Below are 21,661 nucleotides of genomic sequence, written 5' to 3'. Positions count from 1 at the left end.
TGACGTTTGAAGTTTAGAGAAGTAATCCGTGGTAGTGACTTGATGGTTTTACTCTTTTTAAAGAGAAGGTTATAAGTTAAAATCAATTTTTTAATTGCAGATAAATCAATAGTAAAAACTATGATGAATAATAGAAATAATAAAGATAAAAATCCAGTAAAAAGATTTAACAAAATCTCAATTGGATTAGCTTCGCCAGAATCTATCTTGAAAGAGTCAAGAGGAGAGGTGTTGAAACCTGAAACAATTAACTACAGAACTCACAAACCAGAGCGTGATGGACTTTTCTGCGAAAGAATCTTCGGACCTGTTAAGGATTTTGAGTGTGCTTGTGGTAAATATAAAAGAATTCGTTACAAAGGTATCATCTGTGACCGTTGTGGTGTTGAAGTTACTGAGAAAAAAGTACGTCGTGACAGAGTAGGACACATCAACCTTGTTGTGCCAATTGCTCATATCTGGTATTTCCGTTCTCTTCCAAACAAAATTGGTTATATCCTTGGTCTTCCATCTAAGAAATTAGATATGATCATTTACTATGAAAGATACGTAGTAATCCAGGCTGGTATTGCTAAAAATGCAGACGGAGAATCATTACAAAGATTAGATTTCTTAACTGAAGAAGAATATTTGAATATTTTAGATACTCTTCCACAGGAAAACCAATATTTAGATGATTTAGATCCTAATAAATTTGTTGCCAAAATGGGAGCAGAATGTATTATGGATTTATTAGCTCGTATTGATTTAGATGCTTTATCTTATGAATTAAGACACAGCGCTAACAACGAAACATCTAAACAACGTAAAACTGAAGCTTTAAAAAGATTACAAGTTGTTGAGTCTTTCCGTGAGTCTAACCTAAACCGCGAAAACCGTCCTGAATGGATGATTATGAAAGTGGTTCCTGTTATTCCACCAGAATTACGTCCGCTTGTACCACTTGATGGAGGTCGTTTTGCAACTTCAGATTTAAATGACTTATATCGTCGTGTAATCATCCGTAACAACCGTTTAAAAAGATTAATGGAGATTAAAGCTCCTGAAGTTATCTTAAGAAACGAAAAACGTATGTTGCAAGAATCTGTAGATTCATTATTTGATAACACTCGTAAAGCTTCTGCAGTTAAAACAGAATCTAACAGACCATTAAAATCGTTATCAGATTCCTTAAAAGGTAAGCAAGGACGTTTCCGTCAAAACTTACTTGGAAAACGTGTAGATTATTCTGCTCGTTCGGTAATTGTTGTTGGTCCTGAATTAAAATTATTCGAATGCGGATTGCCAAAAGATATGGCATCTGAATTATACAAACCTTTCGTAATCCGTAAATTGATTGAAAGAGGTATTGTTAAAACAGTAAAATCTGCTAAGAAAATTATAGACAAAAAAGAGCCTGTAGTTTGGGATATCCTTGAAAACGTAATTAAAGGTCACCCGGTATTACTTAACCGTGCTCCTACGTTACACAGACTTGGTATTCAAGCTTTTCAGCCAAAATTAATTGAAGGAAAAGCGATCCAATTGCACCCATTAGTATGTACGGCTTTCAACGCCGATTTTGATGGGGATCAGATGGCAGTTCACTTGCCATTAGGACCAGAGGCTATTTTAGAGGCACAATTATTAATGTTGGCTTCTCACAATATCTTGAACCCTGCAAATGGTGCTCCAATTACTGTACCTTCTCAGGATATGGTCTTGGGTCTATATTATATGACCAAAGAACGTATCTCAACACCAGAACATGTAATTTTAGGTCAAGACTTAACTTTCTATTCTGCTGAAGAAGTAAACATTGCATTAAACGAAGGAAGATTAGAATTGAATGCTCGTGTTAGAATTAGAGCAAAAGATTTTAATGATGCTGGAGAATTAGTGTACAAAATCATTCAAACTACTGCCGGACGTGTATTATTTAACGAAGTAGTACCTGAAGCAGCTGGATATATCAATGATGTATTGACTAAGAAAAACCTTAGAGATATTATCGGACACATTTTAAGTGTGACTGATGTACCTACAACTGCGGCTTTCTTGGACAATATGAAAGATATGGGTTATAAATTTGCATTTAGAGGAGGTTTATCATTCTCTTTAGGCGATATTAGAATTCCAGAACAAAAAACTAAATTGATTGCTGATGCCAGAGAACAAGTTGAAGGTATCTCAATTAACTATAATATGGGTCTTATTACTAATAACGAACGTTACAACCAAGTTATTGACGTATGGACTTCAGCAAATGCTCAGTTGACAGAATTAGCAATGAAAAATATTAGAGAAGACCAACAAGGTTTCAACTCTGTATATATGATGCTTGACTCTGGGGCGAGGGGTTCTAAGGAACAAATTCGTCAGTTAACTGGTATGCGTGGTTTGATGGCTAAGCCTAAAAAATCTACTGCTGGTGGTGGTGAGATTATTGAAAACCCGATTCTTTCTAACTTTAAGGAAGGTCTTTCGATCCTTGAGTACTTTATTTCTACTCACGGTGCTCGTAAAGGTCTTGCGGATACGGCTCTTAAAACAGCCGATGCTGGTTACTTGACAAGAAGACTTCATGACGTTTCTCAAGATGTTATCGTAAACATCGAAGATTGTGGAACTCTAAGAGGTGTTGAAGTTTCTGCATTGAAGAAAAATGAGGAAATCGTTGAATCATTAGGAGAAAGAATTTTAGGACGTGTTGCTTTGCAAGATGTTATAAATCCACTTACTAATGAAGTAATGGTTGAATCTGGTAAACAAATTACTGAAGCAATTATGAGAACTATCGAAGCTTCTCCAATTGAAAAAGTAGAAGTTAGATCTCCATTAACTTGTGAGGCTTTAAAAGGTATTTGTGCTAAATGTTACGGTAGAAACTTAGCTACTGGTAAGATGACACAAAGAGGTGAAGCTGTCGGAGTTATTGCAGCTCAATCTATTGGAGAGCCAGGTACACAGTTAACACTTCGTACGTTCCACGTTGGAGGGGTTGCTGGAGGTATTTCTGAAGAATCTAGTATTGTTACAAGATTCAACGGTAGACTTGAAATTGAAGATTTAAAAACTGTTAAAGGTGAGGATAGCGAAGGTAATGCGGTTGATATCGTAGTATCACGTTCAACTGAATTAAAATTAGTTGACGAAAAAACTGGAATCGTTTTAAATACACACAATATTCCTTACGGATCTAGTATTTTCGTTAAGGATGGTGAAGTAGTTACTAAAGGATCTGTGATCTGTAAATGGGATCCATATAATGGTGTAATTGTTTCTGAATTTACTGGTAAGATTGCTTACGAGGATTTAGAGCAAGGACAATCATTCATGGTTGAAATCGATGAGCAGACAGGTTTCCAAGAAAAAGTAATTTCTGAAGCGAGAAACAAAAAATTAATTCCAACTTTATTGGTTTACGGTAAAGAAGGTGAATTGATTCGTTCGTATAACTTACCAGTAGGAGCCCACCTTATGGTTGAGAACGGTGAGAAAATTAAAGCAGGTAAAGTATTAGTAAAAATTCCACGTCGTTCTTCTAAAGCAGGCGATATCACGGGAGGTTTACCAAGAATTACTGAGTTGCTTGAGGCTCGTAACCCTTCGAACCCAGCGGTTGTTTCTGAAATTGACGGTGTTGTTTCTTTTGGAAAAATCAAAAGAGGTAACCGCGAAATTGTTATCGAATCTAAATTTGGTGAGATTAAAAAGTATTTAGTTAAACTTTCTAGCCAAATCTTAGTTCAGGAAAATGACTTTGTAAGAGCGGGAGTTCCATTGTCTGACGGTGCAATTACACCAGATGACATCTTAAGAATTCAAGGTCCAGCTGCTGTTCAACAGTACTTGGTAAATGAAATTCAAGAGGTATACCGTTTACAAGGGGTAAAAATTAATGACAAGCACTTTGAGGTAGTTATTCGTCAAATGATGCGTAAAGTAAGAGTTCAAGATCCAGGAGATACATTATTCTTAGAAGATCAATTAATTCACACTAAAGACTTTATCGTTCAAAATGATAAGTTATATGGTATGAAAGTAGTTGAAGACGCTGGAGATTCTGCTGTATTGAAACCAGGTCAGATTATTTCGCCTCGTGATTTACGTGATGAAAACTCATTGTTGAAACGAACTGATAAAAATCTAGTTGTAGCTAGAGACGTAATTACTGCAACTGCAACGCCAGTTTTACAAGGTATTACAAGAGCTTCGCTACAAACTAAATCATTCATCTCTGCTGCTTCTTTCCAAGAAACAACAAAAGTACTTAACGAAGCTGCAGTAGCTGGTAAAGTAGATGATTTAGAAGGATTAAAAGAAAATGTAATTGTTGGACACAGAATTCCTGCGGGAACTGGTATGAGAGAATACGATAACACTATCGTAGGTTCTAAAGACGATTACAATGAAATGATGGCTAATAAAGAAGAATATATTTATTAATTAGGAAACTATGAGTAATCCGAAACAACAACAAGAGCAGATTAACATTGAGTTAGATGAAACTATTGCAGAAGGAATTTATTCTAATCTAGCAATTATAAATCACTCCTCATCAGAGTTTGTTTTAGATTTTGTGAGCATTATGCCCGGTATTCCTAAAGCCAAGGTAAAGTCAAGAATTGTCTTGACACCGCAACATGCTAAAAGATTATTGCGTGCGATAGGTGAAAATATTCATCGATTTGAAGCCGCTCATGGCGAAATCAAAGAGACAGAACAAGCACCAATACCGCTTAATTTTGGTCCGGCAGGACAAGCATAAATTATTAAAAGCCCCAGTAATGGGGCTTTTTTTATTTGGATGCACAATGAAGTAAATGCTCTTTAACGGATTATTTTTACTTTCGTCGACTAAATTTCATTTCATCCTTTTAATATTTTACTTTTAATGATTCCTAAAAAGATTAATTTTTGAAATATAATAACTTAGTATGGTTAATTTAATTCAAGTTAATAAAAAAGCGCTAGTGATAAACTAGCGCTTTTTTTGATTTATTGTTTCCTGAAATTATATTTAATTTTTATAATGAAAAATAATTTTTAAATTCTTCCAACCTTTTTATGAAAAATGTACTCTATATAAGTAATAAGCAGTGTGATAAATGCTTTTAACTTAAAAAAGTGCAACATGAAAAAGAAATTCACCTTAGAAATAGCAAATCCTTGTTCTGAAAATTTTGATAAAATGATTCCGAACGTAAATGGTTCATTTTGTAACTCCTGCATGAAAAATGTAATTGATTTAAGCAAGAAAACAAATTCTGAGGTTGCTAAATTCATTGCGGAATCTAAAGATAAAAATATTTGTGCAAGATTAAAAGTTACGCAATTGAATGAACAGTTTGAGCATAATGAAATATCTAAAATCAATAATTTTAAATATGCTGCAGTGGCCGCATCTGTTTTATTAACGTCAAGTATTATTGGGCAAGAAAAAACACCAGTACAAACTGAAATCAATGCTCCACAATTAAACAATGACATTGTAGGTAAGATTGCTTTGAATCACGATGTGGAGAAAGAGGTTTTGATAGTTGTTAAAGGAAAATTATTAGAAAGCAAATCCAATAAACCACTTGACGGAAAAGCATATCCTAATTTAATGCTTTCTATTAATGGCTCAAAAAATACACTAAAAATAAATTCTAAAACAGGAGCGTTTTCAATTCCGGTAAAAGTTCTAAAAAGCAGTAATACTCTTGAGATCACTATTACAGGAGATGATTATTATCTTTCGAAAACTATTCCTTTTACAATCAAATCTGTTAAGAATAAGATACTATTGCAAAATATAATTGTTGCAGAAGAGGAGATCTCCAGAATTATGATTGCAGGTGGATTAGGAATTAATTATATTCCACAAAAGGAATAATGTGAAAATAGAGGGAAGTATTTTGAAAATGAACAAATAAAAAAGACCGTTTAAAATTTTTAAACGGTCTTTTTTATTTGTTTTAAAGCAGATTAATCAAACTCAGAAGTAAAAAATAATTTTACACTAGGATATTTATTTTGCGTCATTTGAATTGTAAAGTCAGAATCAGCTAAAAATACTAATTGGCCATATTTATCGTGAGCTAAGAATTTTTGTTTGATACGTTTAAATTCTTTAAATTCATCATTTTTTGCATCATCAGGTTTTACCCAGCAAGCTTTATGAACAGGGAAATTTTCATAAGTACATTTTGCACCATATTCATGCTCTAAACGGTATTGAATTACCTCATATTGAAGCGCTCCAACTGTACCAATTATTTTACGGTTGTTCATTTCTAAGGTAAATAACTGAGCAACACCCTCGTCCATTAATTGATCAACACCTTTATCCAATTGTTTTGCTTTCATTGGATCAGCGTTATTGATGTATCTAAAGTGCTCTGGAGAGAAACTTGGAATTCCTTTAAAACTCATGATTTCGCCTTCAGTTAAAGTATCACCAATTTTAAAGTTTCCTGTATCGTGCAAACCAACAATATCACCTGGATACGAAATGTCTACGATTTCTTTTTTCTCAGCAAAAAAGGCATTTGGACTAGAAAATTTTAAATTTTTCTTCTGGCGTACGTGATAGTAAGGTTTATTTCTTTCAAAAGTTCCCGAAACAATTTTGATAAATGCTAAACGATCTCTATGTTTTGGATCCATATTGGCATGTATTTTAAATACAAAACCCGTCATCTTTTCTTCTTTCGGGTCAACTAAACGAGTTTCAGAATCTTTTGATCTTGGAGAAGGAGCGATCGTAACGAAACAATCTAATAATTCACGAACTCCAAAATTATTTAAAGCTGATCCAAAAAACACAGGCTGAATTTTTCCGTCTAGATAATCCTGACGTTCAAATTTAGGATATACTTCATCGATTAATTCTAATTCTTCACGAAGTTTCTCTGCTGCTTTTTGACCAACAATTTTATCTAATTCTGGATTGTTTTGAACATCAGAAAAAGCAATTGTTTCTTCGATATTTTTACGGCTGTCTCCACTAAAAAGATTAATGTTTTGCTCCCAAAGATTATAAATTCCTTGAAAATCATAACCCATTCCGATAGGGAAACTTAAAGGCGTAACGGTTAAACCAAGTTTTTGTTCTACTTCGTCCATTAAGTCAAAAGCATCTTTTCCTTCACGGTCTAATTTGTTGATGAAAACAATCATCGGAATGTTACGCATTCTACAAACAGCAACCAATTTTTCAGTTTGTTCCTCGACCCCTTTTGCAACGTCAATAACAACGATTACACTATCAACTGCTGTTAAGGTTCTAAAAGTATCTTCGGCAAAATCCTTGTGTCCCGGAGTATCAAGAATATTGATTTTTTTGTCTTTATAATTAAAAGCAAGTACAGATGTTGAAACCGAAATACCTCTCTGGCGCTCGATTTCCATAAAGTCACTTGTTGCTCCTTTTTTAATCTTATTGTTTTTTACGGCTCCCGCTTCTTGAATAGCTCCTCCAAACAACAATAATTTTTCTGTTAATGTTGTTTTACCGGCATCAGGATGCGATATAATTCCAAATGTTCTTCTGCGTTGTATTTCTTTTAAAAAGCTCATATTTTGTATAAATAGGTTGCAAAAGTACTATTAATTACGGCTTAATAAAAATATTCACTTCTATAATTTAGAAGTCTTTAGATTTATAAAACGAAATTTTAAGATAAAAAATAAGGCTGTTTTGTAGAACAGCCTTAAATTATGATTTTAATTTATTGATTGATTGACCAAACTGAATATCCTTTAGGCGGACATTGAATTTTCACCCATTTATCAGCTTGGGTAGTTGGATACCAAGTTGAATTTCCGGTAAAATCTTTAATTTGAGTATTGGCCCAATTGGTCTGAATCCATCTTTCTTGCCAAACATCTGAATTGTTGATGTAAACTACTAATCCAGGATTTCCGTTATAACCATTTCTTCTGGCAAGATATTCATCATTGTCTGAATACAAAATTGATGTTGTTCCTGTCGCTTTGTTGTTATGAATCCAGATAAGATTATTTAATTTGGTTTTATCCAGCCATTCCTCATAATCTCTATAGAAAATTGTTGGATAACCTTCATGTGTCAAAATATAAGAATAAGCCAATAATTTGTTTGAAATCTCATCAGTATCATGATTGGTAACAAAAGTAACAGCCTTATAAGGATTTCTCTTCCACATCATATCATCATTTAATAGAGCCAGATTATTTCCGTCAAATGCATCATTCATTTTATAATAACAAGCGAAATCAAACACAGAACTGTTTGCATTATTTGCCCAGTCATTTAGTACGTTTACATTAGAATCCCATAATTCACCTACAGAAAATCCACCAACATTTGCATTCCATGCGTTAACTACCCAAGCGCCAAAACCTTTAACATAATCAAATCTCCAGCCATCAAATTTCATTGTGTTTTTGTAATATTTACCAACTCCGTCAGCTCTTATCCACAGCCAGTCTTTTACATACGGATCAGCGTGGCACAAATCAGGAAATCCTCCAAAAGAACCTTCATCGTTATTTCCGTAGCTGTTTTTATAGAAGTTTACATAAGTACGTTTGAATTTTCCTGAAGCAACTCCATTAAAGTTAGTCCAAGTATTAGTTCCAGTAAAAGGATTCGCTTCTGATTGTCCTCCGCTATTGTGATTGATTACAATATCCGCATATACTTTCATGTTTTCTGTATGCGCTTTTGTAATCAAACTAACTAATTCAGTTTTAGATCCGAATCGTGTTTCTGTCGTTCCATTTTGATTGTAATCACCAAAATCAAAATAATCTGTTGGGTCATATCCCATAGAAAATGCGCCATTTTGTGCTTTTGATGCAGGTGGCAGCCATATTGAGCCAATTCCCGCATCTGACCATGCTGTTACTTTGCTGCTTACAGTATTCCACCAATTTCCTCCAGCAGGAACATCCCAATAGAAAGCCTGCATCATAACACCACCCCCGGGATTGTCAACGTATTTGCCTGTCAAAGAAGTTTTTGTTTCTCCTGTACTAAAAGGTTTTCCGTCGTGATGTGTAACGTTGATAATTTCAAATTTTTGGCTTTCAGCTTTTGTGTCAGTTTCGTTCATTTCATTTTGCGAGCAAGAACATAATAATGCTGTCATCGCGGCCATTAAATAAATCTTGGCATTCGGTTTTTTCATAATAGGTTTGGTTAAGGTTAGATAATAAAGTTGTAATTCAGTAATTTTTAACGGTATAAAAGAAGAAATTCTCAGTTTTAACCATTGTAAATTATTAATTACGCATCTAAAGTATGAGTTTTTTGAATTACTTCATTTTTATAAGAAAATATTTATACAACGAAAACGTTGTAGTGTTAAAAACTTTTTTTTAATTACTTAATAATTAGGTTTTTGATTTTTTCAGTAATTTTTGAAGAATGCATTTTAAAAGGAATATGAATAGTTTGAAATTGTTCTTTCGATAAATAATTTATTTAAATGAAGTTTGTTTTACAGATTTTAAGATCTATCCCCATATAATTTTTTGTTAATAGTATGGGCAATAGTTGTATTATGTAATTGAATTGTTATTTTTGTTCGTTATAAGTTAAAAAGAACTAGATCTTAATTATTTAGTGTTTTTAGAATAAATTCTAAAACTATCATAATAGTAAGGTTATGAGTAAGAAGAGAGAATTCTAAGCAAGATCTTTACATTAAAATTAAATTTAAAATAATGTTATTAAAAAAATTACAGCTAAAAACAATTGATTTCAAGTTAGTATTGACAATGTGTTTTTTACTTTTTTTCAACTTAATGGTTTCGGCTCAGGAAATTATTAAGGATGTTGTAGCTGAGAAACCAGCTGAAGTTCCTTCTGGACAGAAGCAAAAAATCGATGGTATCATTGCTACTGTTGGAGATTATATTGTTTTAGATTCTGACATTGATAAAGGATTTTTAGAAATTTCTGCCCAAGGAGGAAGTGTAAAAGATATTACAAGATGCCAAATGCTTGGTAAACTTTTAGAGGATAAATTATATGCTCACCAAGCGATTCAGGACAGTATTGTTGTGAGTGATGCTGAAGTAAGAAGCATGATGGAAGACCGTTTAAACTACATGGTAAAACAGGTTGGAGACATTAATAAAGTAGTTGAATACTATAAGAAAAGCTCTGTTGAAGAATTTAAAACTTATTTTGCTGATATCTTAAAAGAGCAAAAATTGTCTTCTGAAATGCAGAAAAAAATTGTAGATGGAGTAGAAATTACACCAGAAGAAGTTCGTAATTTCTTTAAAAAAATACCAAAAGATGAATTGCCAACTTTTGGAGCAGAAATGGAAGTAGCGCAAATTGTTATTGAACCTAAAGTTTCTAAAGAAGACAAACAAAAAGTAATTGACAGATTAAATGCTATTAGAAAAGATGTTTTAGAGGGATCTAGTTTTGCTACAAAAGCAGTTCTATATTCTCAGGACCCAGGATCTTCTTCTAATGGAGGTTATTATAAAATGACTAGAAAAACACCTTTTGTTAAAGAGTTTAAAGATGTTGCTTTTAGTTTGCAAGAAGGAGAAATTTCACAGCCTTTTGAAACTAATTTTGGTTATCATATTATTATGGTAGATAAAATTAAAGGTCAAGAAGTTGAATTGCGTCATATTTTAATATCACCAACGGTATCTGACGATGCTCTAAAAGAAGCTAAGGAAAGAGCAATCAATATCAGAAAGAAAATTGAAAATAAAGAAATTACTTTTGCAGATGCAGCGAGAACAGAATCTGATGAAAAAGAAACGAAAGCCAACGGAGGAACTTTGATAAATCCGAATACACAGGATACTCGTTTTGAATTGACTAAAATGGATCCAACATTATACAGTCAAGTTTCAAATTTAAAAGATGCCGAGGTATCTCAGCCGATTTTAAATACAGACGAAAAATCAAAAAAAACGTATAAGTTGATTACTGTTACCAATAGAATTGATGAACACGTAGCTGATTATGCTAAAGATTACACAAAAATTAAAGAATTAGCATTGAAAGAAAAGCAAATTAATGCAATTGGAAAATGGTTCGATACTAAGATTAAAGATACTTACATTAAAATTATTGGAGAATACAGAGATTGTGCCTTTACAAACAATTGGTTGAAAAAATAATTTTTATTAAATAAATAAAAAGAGTTAGTTTTATGAATTCATAGAGCTAACTCTTTTTAAATTTAAAAACATACTTAAATGTCTGACGTAGCAGCAATTCAAAATTTAGTTCAAAAACGAAACGAACTAAAATCAGAAATAGCAAAAATAATAGTAGGCCAAGATGCAGTTGTAGATCAAATTTTACTTTGTATATTTTCAGGAGGACACGCTCTTTTAATTGGTGTTCCGGGTTTGGCAAAAACTTTAATGATTAATACTCTGTCTCAAGCTTTAGGTTTAGATTTTAAAAGAATTCAGTTTACGCCAGATTTAATGCCTTCCGATATTTTAGGAAGTGAAATTCTAGATGAAAACAGACAGTTTAAATTTATAAAAGGGCCTATTTTTTCAAACATTATTTTAGCAGATGAGATTAATAGAACACCGCCAAAAACACAAGCAGCTTTGCTTGAAGCAATGCAGGAACGTTCAGTAACTATTGCTGGTCAAAACTATAAATTAGATTTGCCTTATTTTGTATTAGCAACTCAAAACCCAATTGAGCAGGAAGGAACCTATCCGTTGCCTGAAGCGCAATTAGACCGTTTCATGTTTGCCATAAAATTAGAATATCCGAGTTTTGAAGAAGAAGTGCAAGTTGTAAAACGCACAACATCTGATACAAAAACAACTATTAATCCGTTGTTTTCAGCACAAGAAATTATCGATTTTCAACATTTAATCCGCAGAATTCCTGTAGCTGATAATGTTATTGAATATGCTGTAACTTTAGTAAGTAAAACGCGTCCGGATAACAAATTATCTAATGATTTTGTAAAAAACTATTTAGATTGGGGAGCAGGACCAAGAGCGTCTCAAAACTTAATTTTAGCGGCTAAAGCACATGCTGCTTTTAATGGTAAATTCTCACCAGATATAGAAGATGTAAAAGCGGTTGCAACCGGAATTTTACGCCACAGAATTATTAAAAATTACAAAGCCGATGCTGAAGGAATTACAGAAGAAATAATTATTCAGAAGTTGATGTAGAAATATAAATTAAGTTTAAAAGCCGGAAAGATTCTCAAAATCTTTCCGGCTTTTTTATTTGGAGACTTTACTGGTTTCATTAATTAAACGAACCGATTTATTATAAAATAGCTTGATTAATAATACATCAATAAGCGAGGTATATTTTTTATTATCACATTCATACCACCAATAAGAAAAATATTGAATATTATCTTTTTCCATTTTAACCTGCCAGATTTTTTCGTTATCTCTTTTTATTTCTTTTGATTCGGTAATAGTATAGCCGTCGCCCGTCCAGCATATTAGAGGTTTGTGAATTGGAGTTTTGATGTAAATAAGTTTTTCGGGAGTTGAAATTTTAAATACCTCTTCATTTACCCAGCTGCCTTTCTGAATATTGTATTTAGTATTTAAATTTTCTAACAGATCATAATTTTGATCCGTTTTAATTTTTAAGCTTGTTACCAATATAATTCCGACAGCTATTAAAGCTGCAATTAATGTATCGAACCTTTTGGTGCAAATAATTTTCGTTTTTTTAGGTTTGAAAAAACGAATTAAAAACAACATGGGAGCAATTTGATAAAATAGGAAACACAGCATTCCAATACTGTGATGGAGAAGATTTTCTTCGGTACAGTCAAATAAGATTAATGTGATGATTCTGAAAAAGTTAGAAACGATATTAAGTGCAATTACCATAATGCAGAAAAGAACAATCTGTTGAATACTGAAATAAGCTTGTTGTTTTCTTTCTTCTAAAGTCAATAAAAAAGCACCGCTGAGTAATCCTGTTTTAAACATCGAAAGTCCCATACAAGCCGTGTCTACGGTAATTTTTGCATTATTTATGTAAAAATTCACGCCTTCTATTTTATCTATGGAAATAAAGTTCGTTAAAGTTAAAAATACGGTGTGACAAAGTGCTTGCTTTATTTCTGTAGTAAGATAATTGAAAAACGTATTAAAAAGCGATGAAAATAATATTATAGATAGGAAAGCTATAAATGAAAATTTTCCTGTAAAATTATAGTAAATCAAACAGGCAAAAACAGCCAAAGCCAGAAAATGCAGCGATTTTGTGTGGAGGCGAAAACTTATAAATTCTAATATAAAAATCATCCCCAGAAGAGGGTAATTTAAATTTAAATTTGTCCTTCTGCTTCCAATGACAAATAATACTATTGAGCATATAATTCCGAAAAAATTGCTGTCAAAGCCATTTACAAGAATGCTGTAATTGAGCAACAGCAAAATAATTGTAATTGCGATTACTATAGTTTTTTTATACTGCAAAATATGGTGAGTTATTAGTTTGTCTGCTTTTTGCTTTTTCTGTAATAAAAGAATAAGGTTGTGAATCCAATAAAAATTAATGCCCATTCATAAGGTTCAGGAACGGCACCATCATTATTTATAGAAGCATTTCCTAAAGTCTCAACATTTTTTTCGATTCCGTTTGCCTTATAATCTTCGTCAGTTTCAAGAACAATTAATGATGAAATCGGCGTTACAATATTTGCATTTTTTGCAAGTGTTGCATATTTATTAGCTGCCAAAGTATCACCTTGGATTTTAACTTGTTCTTCGAGAACTTTTCCAAAGGCGTACATTCTGTAAATATGATTTGGTCCATTATTTTTAACAAGATTGTTTTTTGGATTTTCCTGAATTGAAATTTTTGCCGATTCTATATTAACTAAATTTTCAGCTGCTCTAAAAGTTGTAAAATGATTCTCTTTTATCATCTTTAAACTATTAGAGAGTGTAGTCTGGTAATACTCTACATATTTCTGTTCTTTAATAGTCTGCCAAAACGGATTAATTTCTGCAGATATATTGATAACCTTTAAGTTTTGATTCTTAGTTTTAGTTCTGATTTTCTTCAAATATTCAGATTCTTCAAGTTCTTCAAAATTAGCAGAGAATGTTCCTGATTTGGTAATGATTAAACTATTTTTTGTGATTTTATAAAGTGGCAATAACGAATAATGCAAATCAGCAAATTCAGATCGGATGCTTTTGTAATTCTCTTTGTTTATTTCTTTCTTCTCTTTATCATAATAAACGTAAAATTTTTTTTCTTTTAAATCTAAAAATGATTCAATTTCAGAATTTGTCCAATTACTGTTAAGGTCTAAAACAATTTCTGAAGCCGTAAATGGAACAATTGCTTTTTGAATGTTTTTGATTTCGTATACTTTGTCTTTCCAGACAAAAGAATTTGAATGCAGTGTTTTATTTAAAGGCATTACCGCAGTCCAGTTGTCCAGACCAGTTGATTGATTCGTATAAGTGCCATTTTCTAAATTAAAATCTTTACTTGTTTGAACTTTACTATTGCCTGATATCTGAACTCTGGAAATCGTCACTGCATTTGAAATATTAGGACCTTTTATAGAAAGGCTTTGGTATTTCATTTCATTGTCTTCAACCTTTAACGGAGTTGTAAAACCGCATTTAAATATTCTTGGCGTTTTATAATTTATTGGAAATACACGAACTACAACTTTATTTCCTTCTTTCCATTGCATTAAAGAAGGATCTCTGTTTTCAACCCCAACAATTTGCTTATAAGCTTGTTTTGCTTTTTCTTTTGTAGTCAAAACTCCTTTTCGTTCAATACCATTTACCCATAACGAAAGTGAAGTTGCAACAGAACCTTCGGGAAGTTGAAAAGAATAAATAGCTTCCTGATCTCTCCAGGAATCTTTTTTACAAGCAATATCCATAGTTATTTCGGTATAAGCCAGTCGAGTATATGGATATAATTTTACATCCTCTTTAATGTTTTTTGTAAATAAATCTTCGCCACTCCATAATTGTTCTTCGGTTTCTAATCGTTTATCAAAATTGGATTTTAAAATACTAATTCGGTCATCTGTGCTTAAATCCAGTTTTTTGCAAAAAGCCAAAGCAATGGTGATAAACGGATTGTGTATTTTTCTTTGGTTGAATTGTTTGGTTCCGAAAGAATCGAAGCTTCTAAAAGTAAAAAAATCATCAGGTCCTTTATAAACAATATCTTTCTTTAATAAAATCTCATTAAAAAAATTAGGTTCCAGATTTTGAGAGATTTTTATATAATTAGGCAGATCTTCAGTGTAATCAAAAGATTTGATAACCTGATTTTTATTGATTTTTGTGCTTTCTATATTGAGTCTCACTGTAAATGCAAATAAGCTTATAAGAACAGTTAAAAAACCAATGCTAAATGCGGTAAAATATCTTTTATTAATTTCGAATAATCTGCAAATGGTAACGATATGAATAATCGAAACAATTACAGGAACTAATCCGTAAAATCCGATACCTAACAATATAATTCCAATAACAGAAAAAGGAAGACTAGGTAAAAGATATAAGGTGTAATATAGAATTAAAGTATAAGATATTCCGTTTATCACAAAAAGAAAATGAATAGTGTAGCTTTCTTTTAATTTTTGATAAATGAAGAAATTTGTAATGCAAAAAAGCAGGGTTGTGATATAAACCCAAACTGGTAAATCTTCAAAAATGGGAATAAAAGTATTGACGCAAAAACATCCTATAAACCAGTTTAATATTAGAAAAGGAACCAAATGAATGTATTTTTCTCTTTTTCGGATTATAATAAAAGATAGTATAACGCCGTAGATAAATTCAATTATTAAAGGTAAAGCAACAAGAGGTGGCAAATCATAATCTGCTTTTTCACTAACCAATAAAACCGTCAGAAAAAATAAGTTAACTATTGTAATTAATGTACTTATCTCAACTCCGGTTTGTTTAAAATAATCTTTTGTATTATCTAATTTGTATTTCATGACTTAATTTTTTTAAAAGAACTTTGAATTGCAAAGTTAAAATAAAAAGCGAATTATGGATTTTTTACTGCATTTATTTTCTTATTTATTTGAATTGAAAATCTTGATTGGAAATAGCATTGTTTGAGCCAATAAACTTAAACTATAACGTTATAAATTCTAATTTAGAAAGATTCTTCATGAAAACAGGAGGAAAACCCCACTTCTTTTATAACGTTAAATTCCGACTTTGTTAAAGAAAAGATTTTAAAATGTCAATAATTCATTTTTTTAATACAAAAATGATATTTTGACAAAAACAAGCAGTGAAAATCGTTTTTTAGCAATAATAATTTTTGAAAAGGCGACTTCTATTATATTATTTTTAATTATCGTCTTTAATGTTTAAATTTGCGTCAAAAAAATAAATCTGCCTTAATTATGAATATTTATCAGGATTATATCCAAGAAATTGAAGAACGCAAAACCCAAGGGCTTCATCCAAAACCAATTGATGGCGCTGAATTATTAAGCGAAATTATTGCTCAAATTAAAGATCTGAATAACGAGTACAGAGATGATTCTCTTAAATTTTTTATTTATAATGTTGTACCGGGAACCACTAGTGCTGCCGGTGTAAAATCTAAATTTTTAAAGGAAATTATTCTTGGTGAATCTGTAGTAAAAGAGATAACACCTGCATTTGCTTTTGAGTTGTTATCACATATGAAAGGCGGATCTTCGATCGAAGTTTTACTAGATTTAGCTTTAGGGAATGATGCAGCAATTGCAAAAGAAGCAGCAAATGTTCTTAAATCACAAGTTTACCTTTATGAGGCAGACACTGACCGCTTAAAGGAAGCATTTAAAAATGATAACGCAATAGCTAGAGAGATTCTTGAAAGCTATGCAAAAGCAGAATTTTTTACAAAACTGCCAGATGTAGCTGAAGAAATTAAAGTAGTAACTTATATCGCTGGTGAAGGAGACATTTCGACAGATTTGCTATCTCCAGGTAACCAAGCTCACTCACGTTCAGACCGTGAACTTCACGGTAAATGTATGATCACTCCTCAAGCGCAAGACGAAATAAAGATGCTGCAAGCGCAATATCCTGATGCAAGTGTAATGCTTATTGCTGAAAAAGGTACAATGGGTGTTGGTTCATCAAGAATGTCAGGCGTTAACAATGTAGCGCTTTGGACTGGTAAACAAGCAAGTCCATATGTTCCATTTATTAATATTGCTCCAATTGTTGCAGGAACAAATGGTATTTCTCCAATTTTCCTAACAACTGTTGATGTTACTGGCGGTATTGGTTTAGACCTTAAAAACTGGGTTAAAAAACTGGATGCAAATGGTGATATTATTCGCAACGAAAATAATGAACCTATTCTAGAAGAAGCATATTCTGTTGCTACCGGAACTGTTCTTACCATAAACACTAAAACAAAAAAACTATATAACGGTGATCAAGAGTTAATTGACATTTCTAAGGCGTTTACTCCTCAGAAAATGGAATTTATTAAAGCTGGAGGATCATACGCAATTGTATTTGGTAAAAAACTTCAAACATTAGCTGCTAAAATTTTAGATATCGAAGCTCCTCTTGTTTTTGCTCCATCAAAAGAAATTTCTATTGAAGGACAAGGTCTTACAGCAGTTGAAAAAATCTTCAACAGAAATGCTGTTGGTGTACCTGCAGGTAAAGTATTGCACGCGGGATCTGATGTTCGTGTAGAAGTTAATATTGTAGGTTCGCAAGATACGACTGGTCTTATGACTGCTCAGGAATTGGAGTCTATGGCGGCTACAGTTATTTCGCCAATCGTTGATGGTGCATATCAATCTGGTTGTCATACAGCTTCAGTTTGGGATAAAAAAGCTCAGGCAAATATTCCAAAATTGATGAAATTTATGAATGATTTTGGTTTAATCACGGCACGTGACCCGAAAGCGATTTATCATTCAATGACTGACGTAATTCACAAGGTTTTAAATGATATTACAATAGATGAGTGGGCTATCATTATTGGTGGTGACTCTCATACAAGAATGTCTAAAGGTGTTGCTTTTGGTGCTGACTCAGGAACTGTTGCTTTGGCGCTTGCTACAGGTGAGGCTTCAATGCCAATTCCAGAATCAGTGAAAGTAACTTTTATTGGAGAAATGAAAGGTTTTATGGACTTCCGTGATGTGGTTCATTCAACACAATCTCAAATGCTTAAGAAATTTGGTGGTGAGAACGTATTTCAAGGAAGAATTATTGAAGTTCATCTGGGAACTCTTACTGCTGACCAGGCATTTACTTTTACAGACTGGACTGCAGAAATGAAAGCAAAAGCTTCTATCTGTATTTCTGAAGATGATACTTTGATTGAATCTTTAGAGATTGCAAAAGGAAGAATCCAGATTATGATCGATAAGGGAATGGACAATCATAAACAAGTTCTCCAAGGTTTGATTAATAAAGCGGATAAAAGAATTTCTGAAATAAAATCAGCTGAAAAACCAGCTTTAACTCCAGATGCAAATGCGAAGTATTATGCAGAGGTTGTTATTGATCTTGATCAGATTGTAGAGCCAATGATTGCTGACCCAGACGTAAATAATGCTGATGTTTCTAAGCGATACACTCACGATACCATCAGACCTTTATCTTTCTATGGTGGAGAGAAAAAAGTGGATCTTGGATTTATCGGTTCTTGTATGGTTCACAAAGGAGATATGAAGATTTTAGCTCAGATGCTTAAAAATATAGAAGATTTACATGGTAAAGTTGAGTTTAAAGCTCCGCTTGTAGTGGCGCCTCCAACTTATAACATCGTAGATGAACTTAAAGCTGAAGGGGACTGGGAAGTTTTACAAAGATACTCAGGTTTTGAATTTGATGATAACGCTCCAAAAGGCGCTGCACGTACTGAATATGAAAACATGTTGTATTTAGAGCGTCCAGGCTGTAACCTTTGTATGGGTAATCAGGAAAAAGCATCAAAAGGAGATACTGTAATGGCAACTTCAACTCGTCTTTTCCAAGGAAGAGTCGTAGAAGATACTGAAGGTAAAAAAGGAGAATCATTGCTTTCGTCTACACCAGTTGTAGTGTTGTCTACTATTCTAGGCAGAACTCCTACTATGGAAGAATATGTAACAGCAGTAGAAGGTATCAATCTAACTAGATTTGCTCCTTCTAATAAGCAGTTGGTTATGTAATCATACGATTATTTAATGATTAAATTAAAAAAGCCCGAGTATAAACTCGGGCTTTTGTTTTGTAGCTCCTCTATTTTTTGTACCTTGTGATGTTCAAAATAAAAAAAACAAAAAACAATTATAAACTTATGGCTTTTGATATTGAAATGATTAAAAAAGTGTATGAGAACATGCCAGGTCGTGTTGATAAAGCACGCGAGATTGTTGGTCGTCCACTTACTTTAACTGAGAAAATTTTGTACAATCACCTTTGGGATGGAGATCCAACTAAGGCGTTTGGAAGAGGAGTAGATTATGTTGATTTTGCTCCGGATCGTGTAGCATGCCAGGATGCAACTGCACAAATGGCATTATTGCAATTTATGCACGCTGGAAAGAAAACAGTTGCTGTTCCAACAACGGTTCACTGTGATCACTTGATTCAGGCAAAAGTAGATGCTGCAACCGATTTGGCTAGAGCAAAAACACAAAGTAACGAAGTTTTCGATTTCTTATCGTCAGTTTCTAATAAATACGGAATAGGTTTCTGGAAGCCAGGAGCTGGAATTATTCACCAAGTAGTACTGGAAAATTATGCTTTCCCAGGCGGAATGATGATTGGTACCGATTCTCACACTGTAAATGCAGGTGGTTTAGGAATGGTTGCTATTGGTGTTGGTGGAGCAGATGCCGTAGACGTTATGTCTGGTATGGCTTGGGAATTAAAATTTCCAAAATTAATTGGAGTAAAATTAACTGGTAAATTATCAGGATGGACTGCTCCAAAAGATGTTATCCTTAAAGTGGCTGGTATCTTAACCGTCAAAGGTGGTACAGGTGCAATCGTTGAATATTTTGGAGAAGGTGCAACTTCTATGTCTTGTACTGGTAAGGGAACTATTTGTAACATGGGTGCTGAAATTGGAGCTACAACTTCAACTTTTGGTTATGATGATTCTATGAGTCGTTATTTGCGTTCTACAAACAGAGCAGATGTTGCTGAAGCAGCTGATAAAGTAGCTTCTTACTTAACTGGAGATCCAGAAGTATATGCTGACCCAGAAAAATATTTTGATCAAGTTATTGAAATTAACTTAACTGAATTAGAGCCACATTTAAATGGACCTTTTACTCCAGATTTAGCTACTCCAATTTCTAAAATGAAAGAAGAAGCTATTAAAAACAACTGGCCATTACAAATTCAGGTTGGTTTGATTGGTTCATGTACAAACTCTTCTTATGAAGATATTGCTCGTGCTGCTTCTTTGGCAAGACAAGTAAGTGCTAAAAACTTAAAAACTAAATCGCAATTTACAATTACTCCAGGTTCTGAAGTAGTTCGTTATACAATTGAAAGAGACGGATTTATTGATACTTTCGAAAAAATCGGAGCTACCGTTTTTGCTAACGCCTGCGGACCTTGTATTGGTATGTGGGATAGAGAAGGAGCAGAGAAAGAAGAAAGAAATACTATCGTTCACTCTTTCAACCGTAACTTTTCAAAACGTGCAGATGGTAATCCAAACACTTTGGCTTTTGTAGGTTCTCCAGAATTGGTGACTGCTATGGCTATTTCGGGTGATTTAGGTTTCAATCCATTAACAGATACTCTAATCAACGAAGATGGAGAAGAAGTGATGCTTGACGCTCCAACAGGTGATGAATTGCCTCCAAAAGGATTTGATGCTAAAGATCCAGGTTTTCAGGCTCCAGCTGAAGATGGTTCAGGAGTTCAGGTTGCTGTAAGTCCAACATCAGATCGTTTGCAATTATTAGCTCCTTTTGATCCTTGGGATGGTAAAAATATTACGGGTGCCAAATTATTAATAAAAGCATTCGGAAAATGTACAACGGATCACATTTCTATGGCTGGACCATGGCTGCGTTTCCGCGGACATTTAGATAATATTTCTAACAATATGCTGATTGGTGCTGTAAATGCATTTAACCAAAAAACAAATTCAGTTAAAAACCAATTAACAGGTGAATATGATGCAGTTCCTGCTGTAGCTCGTGCATACAAAGCTGCAGGAGTTCCGTCTATCGTTGTGGGAGATCACAATTATGGTGAAGGTTCTTCTCGTGAGCATGCTGCAATGGAGCCGCGTTTCTTGGGAGTAAAAGCAGTTTTGGTGAAATCTTTCGCTCGTATTCACGAAACCAACCTTAAAAAACAAGGGCTTTTAGGATTGACTTTTGCTAACGAAGCTGATTATGATAAAATTCAAGAGAACGATACTATTAATTTTACTGATTTAACGGAGTTCGCTCCAGGAAAGCCATTAACGTTAGAGTTTGTTCACGCAGATGGTACAAAAAGTATTATTTTAGCAAATCATACTTACAACGCTGGACAAATTGGCTGGTTCGTTGCAGGTTCTGCATTAAACTTAATTGCTGCTGGAAAAGCTTAATCTTTAAGATTTAATTATACAAAAAAACGCTCTGTGAAAACAGAGCGTTTTTTATTTTTTGGCAATTGCTATTAAATCATTGTTTTACTGTCAAAATAACTTTAAGGTTTTTGAGGTGGGGCAAATTTGTTGTTAAAAAAACTGGTT

11 protein-coding genes are annotated in these 21,661 nt (G+C 33.1%); 7 read left to right on the top strand and 4 right to left on the bottom strand.

Annotated features, from left to right (window positions below; translation table 11 throughout):
- Nucleotides 1-120 precede the first annotated feature (120 nt).
- The 3 genes from rpoC to IR010_RS17430 all read left to right on the top strand — a co-directional run bounded on the left by rpoC (nt 121) and on the right by IR010_RS17430 (nt 5,860).
- Nucleotides 121-4,428 carry a DNA-directed RNA polymerase subunit beta' gene (gene rpoC / locus IR010_RS17440; RefSeq protein ID WP_029273448.1) on the top strand — a complete coding sequence of 1,436 codons (4,308 nt, stop codon included), beginning with the start codon at nt 121-123 and terminating at the stop codon, nt 4,426-4,428.
- Between the two features lie 10 nt (nt 4,429-4,438).
- Nucleotides 4,439-4,750, top strand: coding sequence for a DUF3467 domain-containing protein (locus IR010_RS17435; RefSeq protein ID WP_012024017.1), 312 nt, complete (start codon nt 4,439-4,441; stop codon nt 4,748-4,750).
- Nucleotides 4,751-5,116: 366 nt separating this feature from the next.
- Nucleotides 5,117-5,860, top strand: a complete 744-nt coding sequence (locus IR010_RS17430) for a hypothetical protein (RefSeq protein WP_194605626.1) — start codon at nt 5,117-5,119, stop codon at nt 5,858-5,860.
- A 92-nt stretch (nt 5,861-5,952) separates the two neighbouring features.
- Here the strand turns inward: IR010_RS17430 and IR010_RS17425 are convergent, their stop codons facing one another.
- Both IR010_RS17425 and IR010_RS17420 read right to left on the bottom strand, forming a co-directional pair.
- Entirely contained in the window at nt 5,953-7,545 is a 1,593-nt protein-coding gene (locus tag IR010_RS17425; protein WP_194605624.1) for a peptide chain release factor 3, read from the bottom strand.
- Between the two features lie 152 nt (nt 7,546-7,697).
- The gene (locus tag IR010_RS17420) at nt 7,698-9,140 is read right to left on the bottom strand and encodes an alpha-amylase (protein WP_194570749.1); all 1,443 of its coding nucleotides are present in this window, start codon (nt 9,138-9,140) and stop codon (nt 7,698-7,700) included.
- 538 nt (nt 9,141-9,678) lie between these two features.
- Between IR010_RS17420 and IR010_RS17415 the strand changes: the two genes are divergently transcribed.
- Both IR010_RS17415 and IR010_RS17410 read left to right on the top strand, forming a co-directional pair.
- Nucleotides 9,679-11,109: a peptidylprolyl isomerase gene (locus IR010_RS17415; RefSeq protein ID WP_194605622.1), complete on the top strand. Its 1,431-nt coding sequence runs from the start codon at nt 9,679-9,681 to the stop codon at nt 11,107-11,109.
- Nucleotides 11,110-11,187: 78 nt separating this feature from the next.
- The gene (locus tag IR010_RS17410; protein WP_029273453.1) at nt 11,188-12,141 is read left to right on the top strand and encodes an AAA family ATPase; all 954 of its coding nucleotides are present in this window, start codon (nt 11,188-11,190) and stop codon (nt 12,139-12,141) included.
- Between the two features lie 54 nt (nt 12,142-12,195).
- On the opposite strand, the gene xrtN is transcribed toward IR010_RS17410, so the two are convergent.
- The gene (xrtN, locus tag IR010_RS17405; RefSeq protein WP_228515190.1) at nt 12,196-13,506 is read right to left on the bottom strand and encodes an exosortase N; all 1,311 of its coding nucleotides are present in this window, start codon (nt 13,504-13,506) and stop codon (nt 12,196-12,198) included.
- Nucleotides 13,434-15,929 carry an XrtN system VIT domain-containing protein gene (locus IR010_RS17400; protein WP_194605620.1) on the bottom strand — a complete coding sequence of 832 codons (2,496 nt, stop codon included), beginning with the start codon at nt 15,927-15,929 and terminating at the stop codon, nt 13,434-13,436. The genes xrtN and IR010_RS17400 overlap by 73 nt, the downstream gene beginning before the upstream one ends.
- Nucleotides 15,930-16,349: 420 nt before the next feature.
- Here IR010_RS17400 and IR010_RS17395 point away from each other — a divergent pair, with 420 nt between their 5' ends.
- Together IR010_RS17395 and IR010_RS17390 are read left to right on the top strand one after the other, a co-directional pair.
- Nucleotides 16,350-19,121, top strand: a complete 2,772-nt coding sequence (locus tag IR010_RS17395) for a bifunctional aconitate hydratase 2/2-methylisocitrate dehydratase (RefSeq protein WP_029273454.1) — start codon at nt 16,350-16,352, stop codon at nt 19,119-19,121.
- A gap of 128 nt (nt 19,122-19,249) precedes the next feature.
- Nucleotides 19,250-21,514 carry an aconitate hydratase gene (locus IR010_RS17390; RefSeq protein ID WP_194570746.1) on the top strand — a complete coding sequence of 755 codons (2,265 nt, stop codon included), beginning with the start codon at nt 19,250-19,252 and terminating at the stop codon, nt 21,512-21,514.
- The last annotated feature ends 147 nt before the right edge of the window (nt 21,515-21,661 follow it).

The sequence above is a fragment of the Flavobacterium sp. MR2016-29 genome, from assembly GCF_015350695.1.
Taxonomy (GTDB): domain Bacteria; phylum Bacteroidota; class Bacteroidia; order Flavobacteriales; family Flavobacteriaceae; genus Flavobacterium.
Note: the sequence above shows the minus strand (reverse complement) of the source record. Positions and strands in the feature narration are given on the sequence as shown.

Excerpts from the sequence above, each read along its gene's own strand:
- IR010_RS17410 (WP_029273453.1), top strand. The coding sequence starts at position 11,188 with ATGTCTGACGTAGCAGCAATTCAAAATTTAGTTCAAAAACGAAACGAA.
- rpoC (WP_029273448.1), top strand. The coding sequence starts at position 121 with ATGATGAATAATAGAAATAATAAAGATAAAAATCCAGTAAAAAGATTT.
- xrtN (WP_228515190.1), bottom strand. The coding sequence starts at position 13,506 with ATGGGCATTAATTTTTATTGGATTCACAACCTTATTCTTTTATTACAG.
- IR010_RS17430 (WP_194605626.1), top strand. The coding sequence starts at position 5,117 with ATGAAAAAGAAATTCACCTTAGAAATAGCAAATCCTTGTTCTGAAAAT.
- IR010_RS17395 (WP_029273454.1), top strand. The coding sequence starts at position 16,350 with ATGAATATTTATCAGGATTATATCCAAGAAATTGAAGAACGCAAAACC.
- IR010_RS17400 (WP_194605620.1), bottom strand. The coding sequence starts at position 15,929 with ATGAAATACAAATTAGATAATACAAAAGATTATTTTAAACAAACCGGA.
- IR010_RS17390 (WP_194570746.1), top strand. The coding sequence starts at position 19,250 with ATGGCTTTTGATATTGAAATGATTAAAAAAGTGTATGAGAACATGCCA.
- IR010_RS17420 (WP_194570749.1), bottom strand. The coding sequence starts at position 9,140 with ATGAAAAAACCGAATGCCAAGATTTATTTAATGGCCGCGATGACAGCA.
- IR010_RS17415 (WP_194605622.1), top strand. The coding sequence starts at position 9,679 with ATGTTATTAAAAAAATTACAGCTAAAAACAATTGATTTCAAGTTAGTA.
- IR010_RS17425 (WP_194605624.1), bottom strand. The coding sequence starts at position 7,545 with ATGAGCTTTTTAAAAGAAATACAACGCAGAAGAACATTTGGAATTATA.
- IR010_RS17435 (WP_012024017.1), top strand. The coding sequence starts at position 4,439 with ATGAGTAATCCGAAACAACAACAAGAGCAGATTAACATTGAGTTAGAT.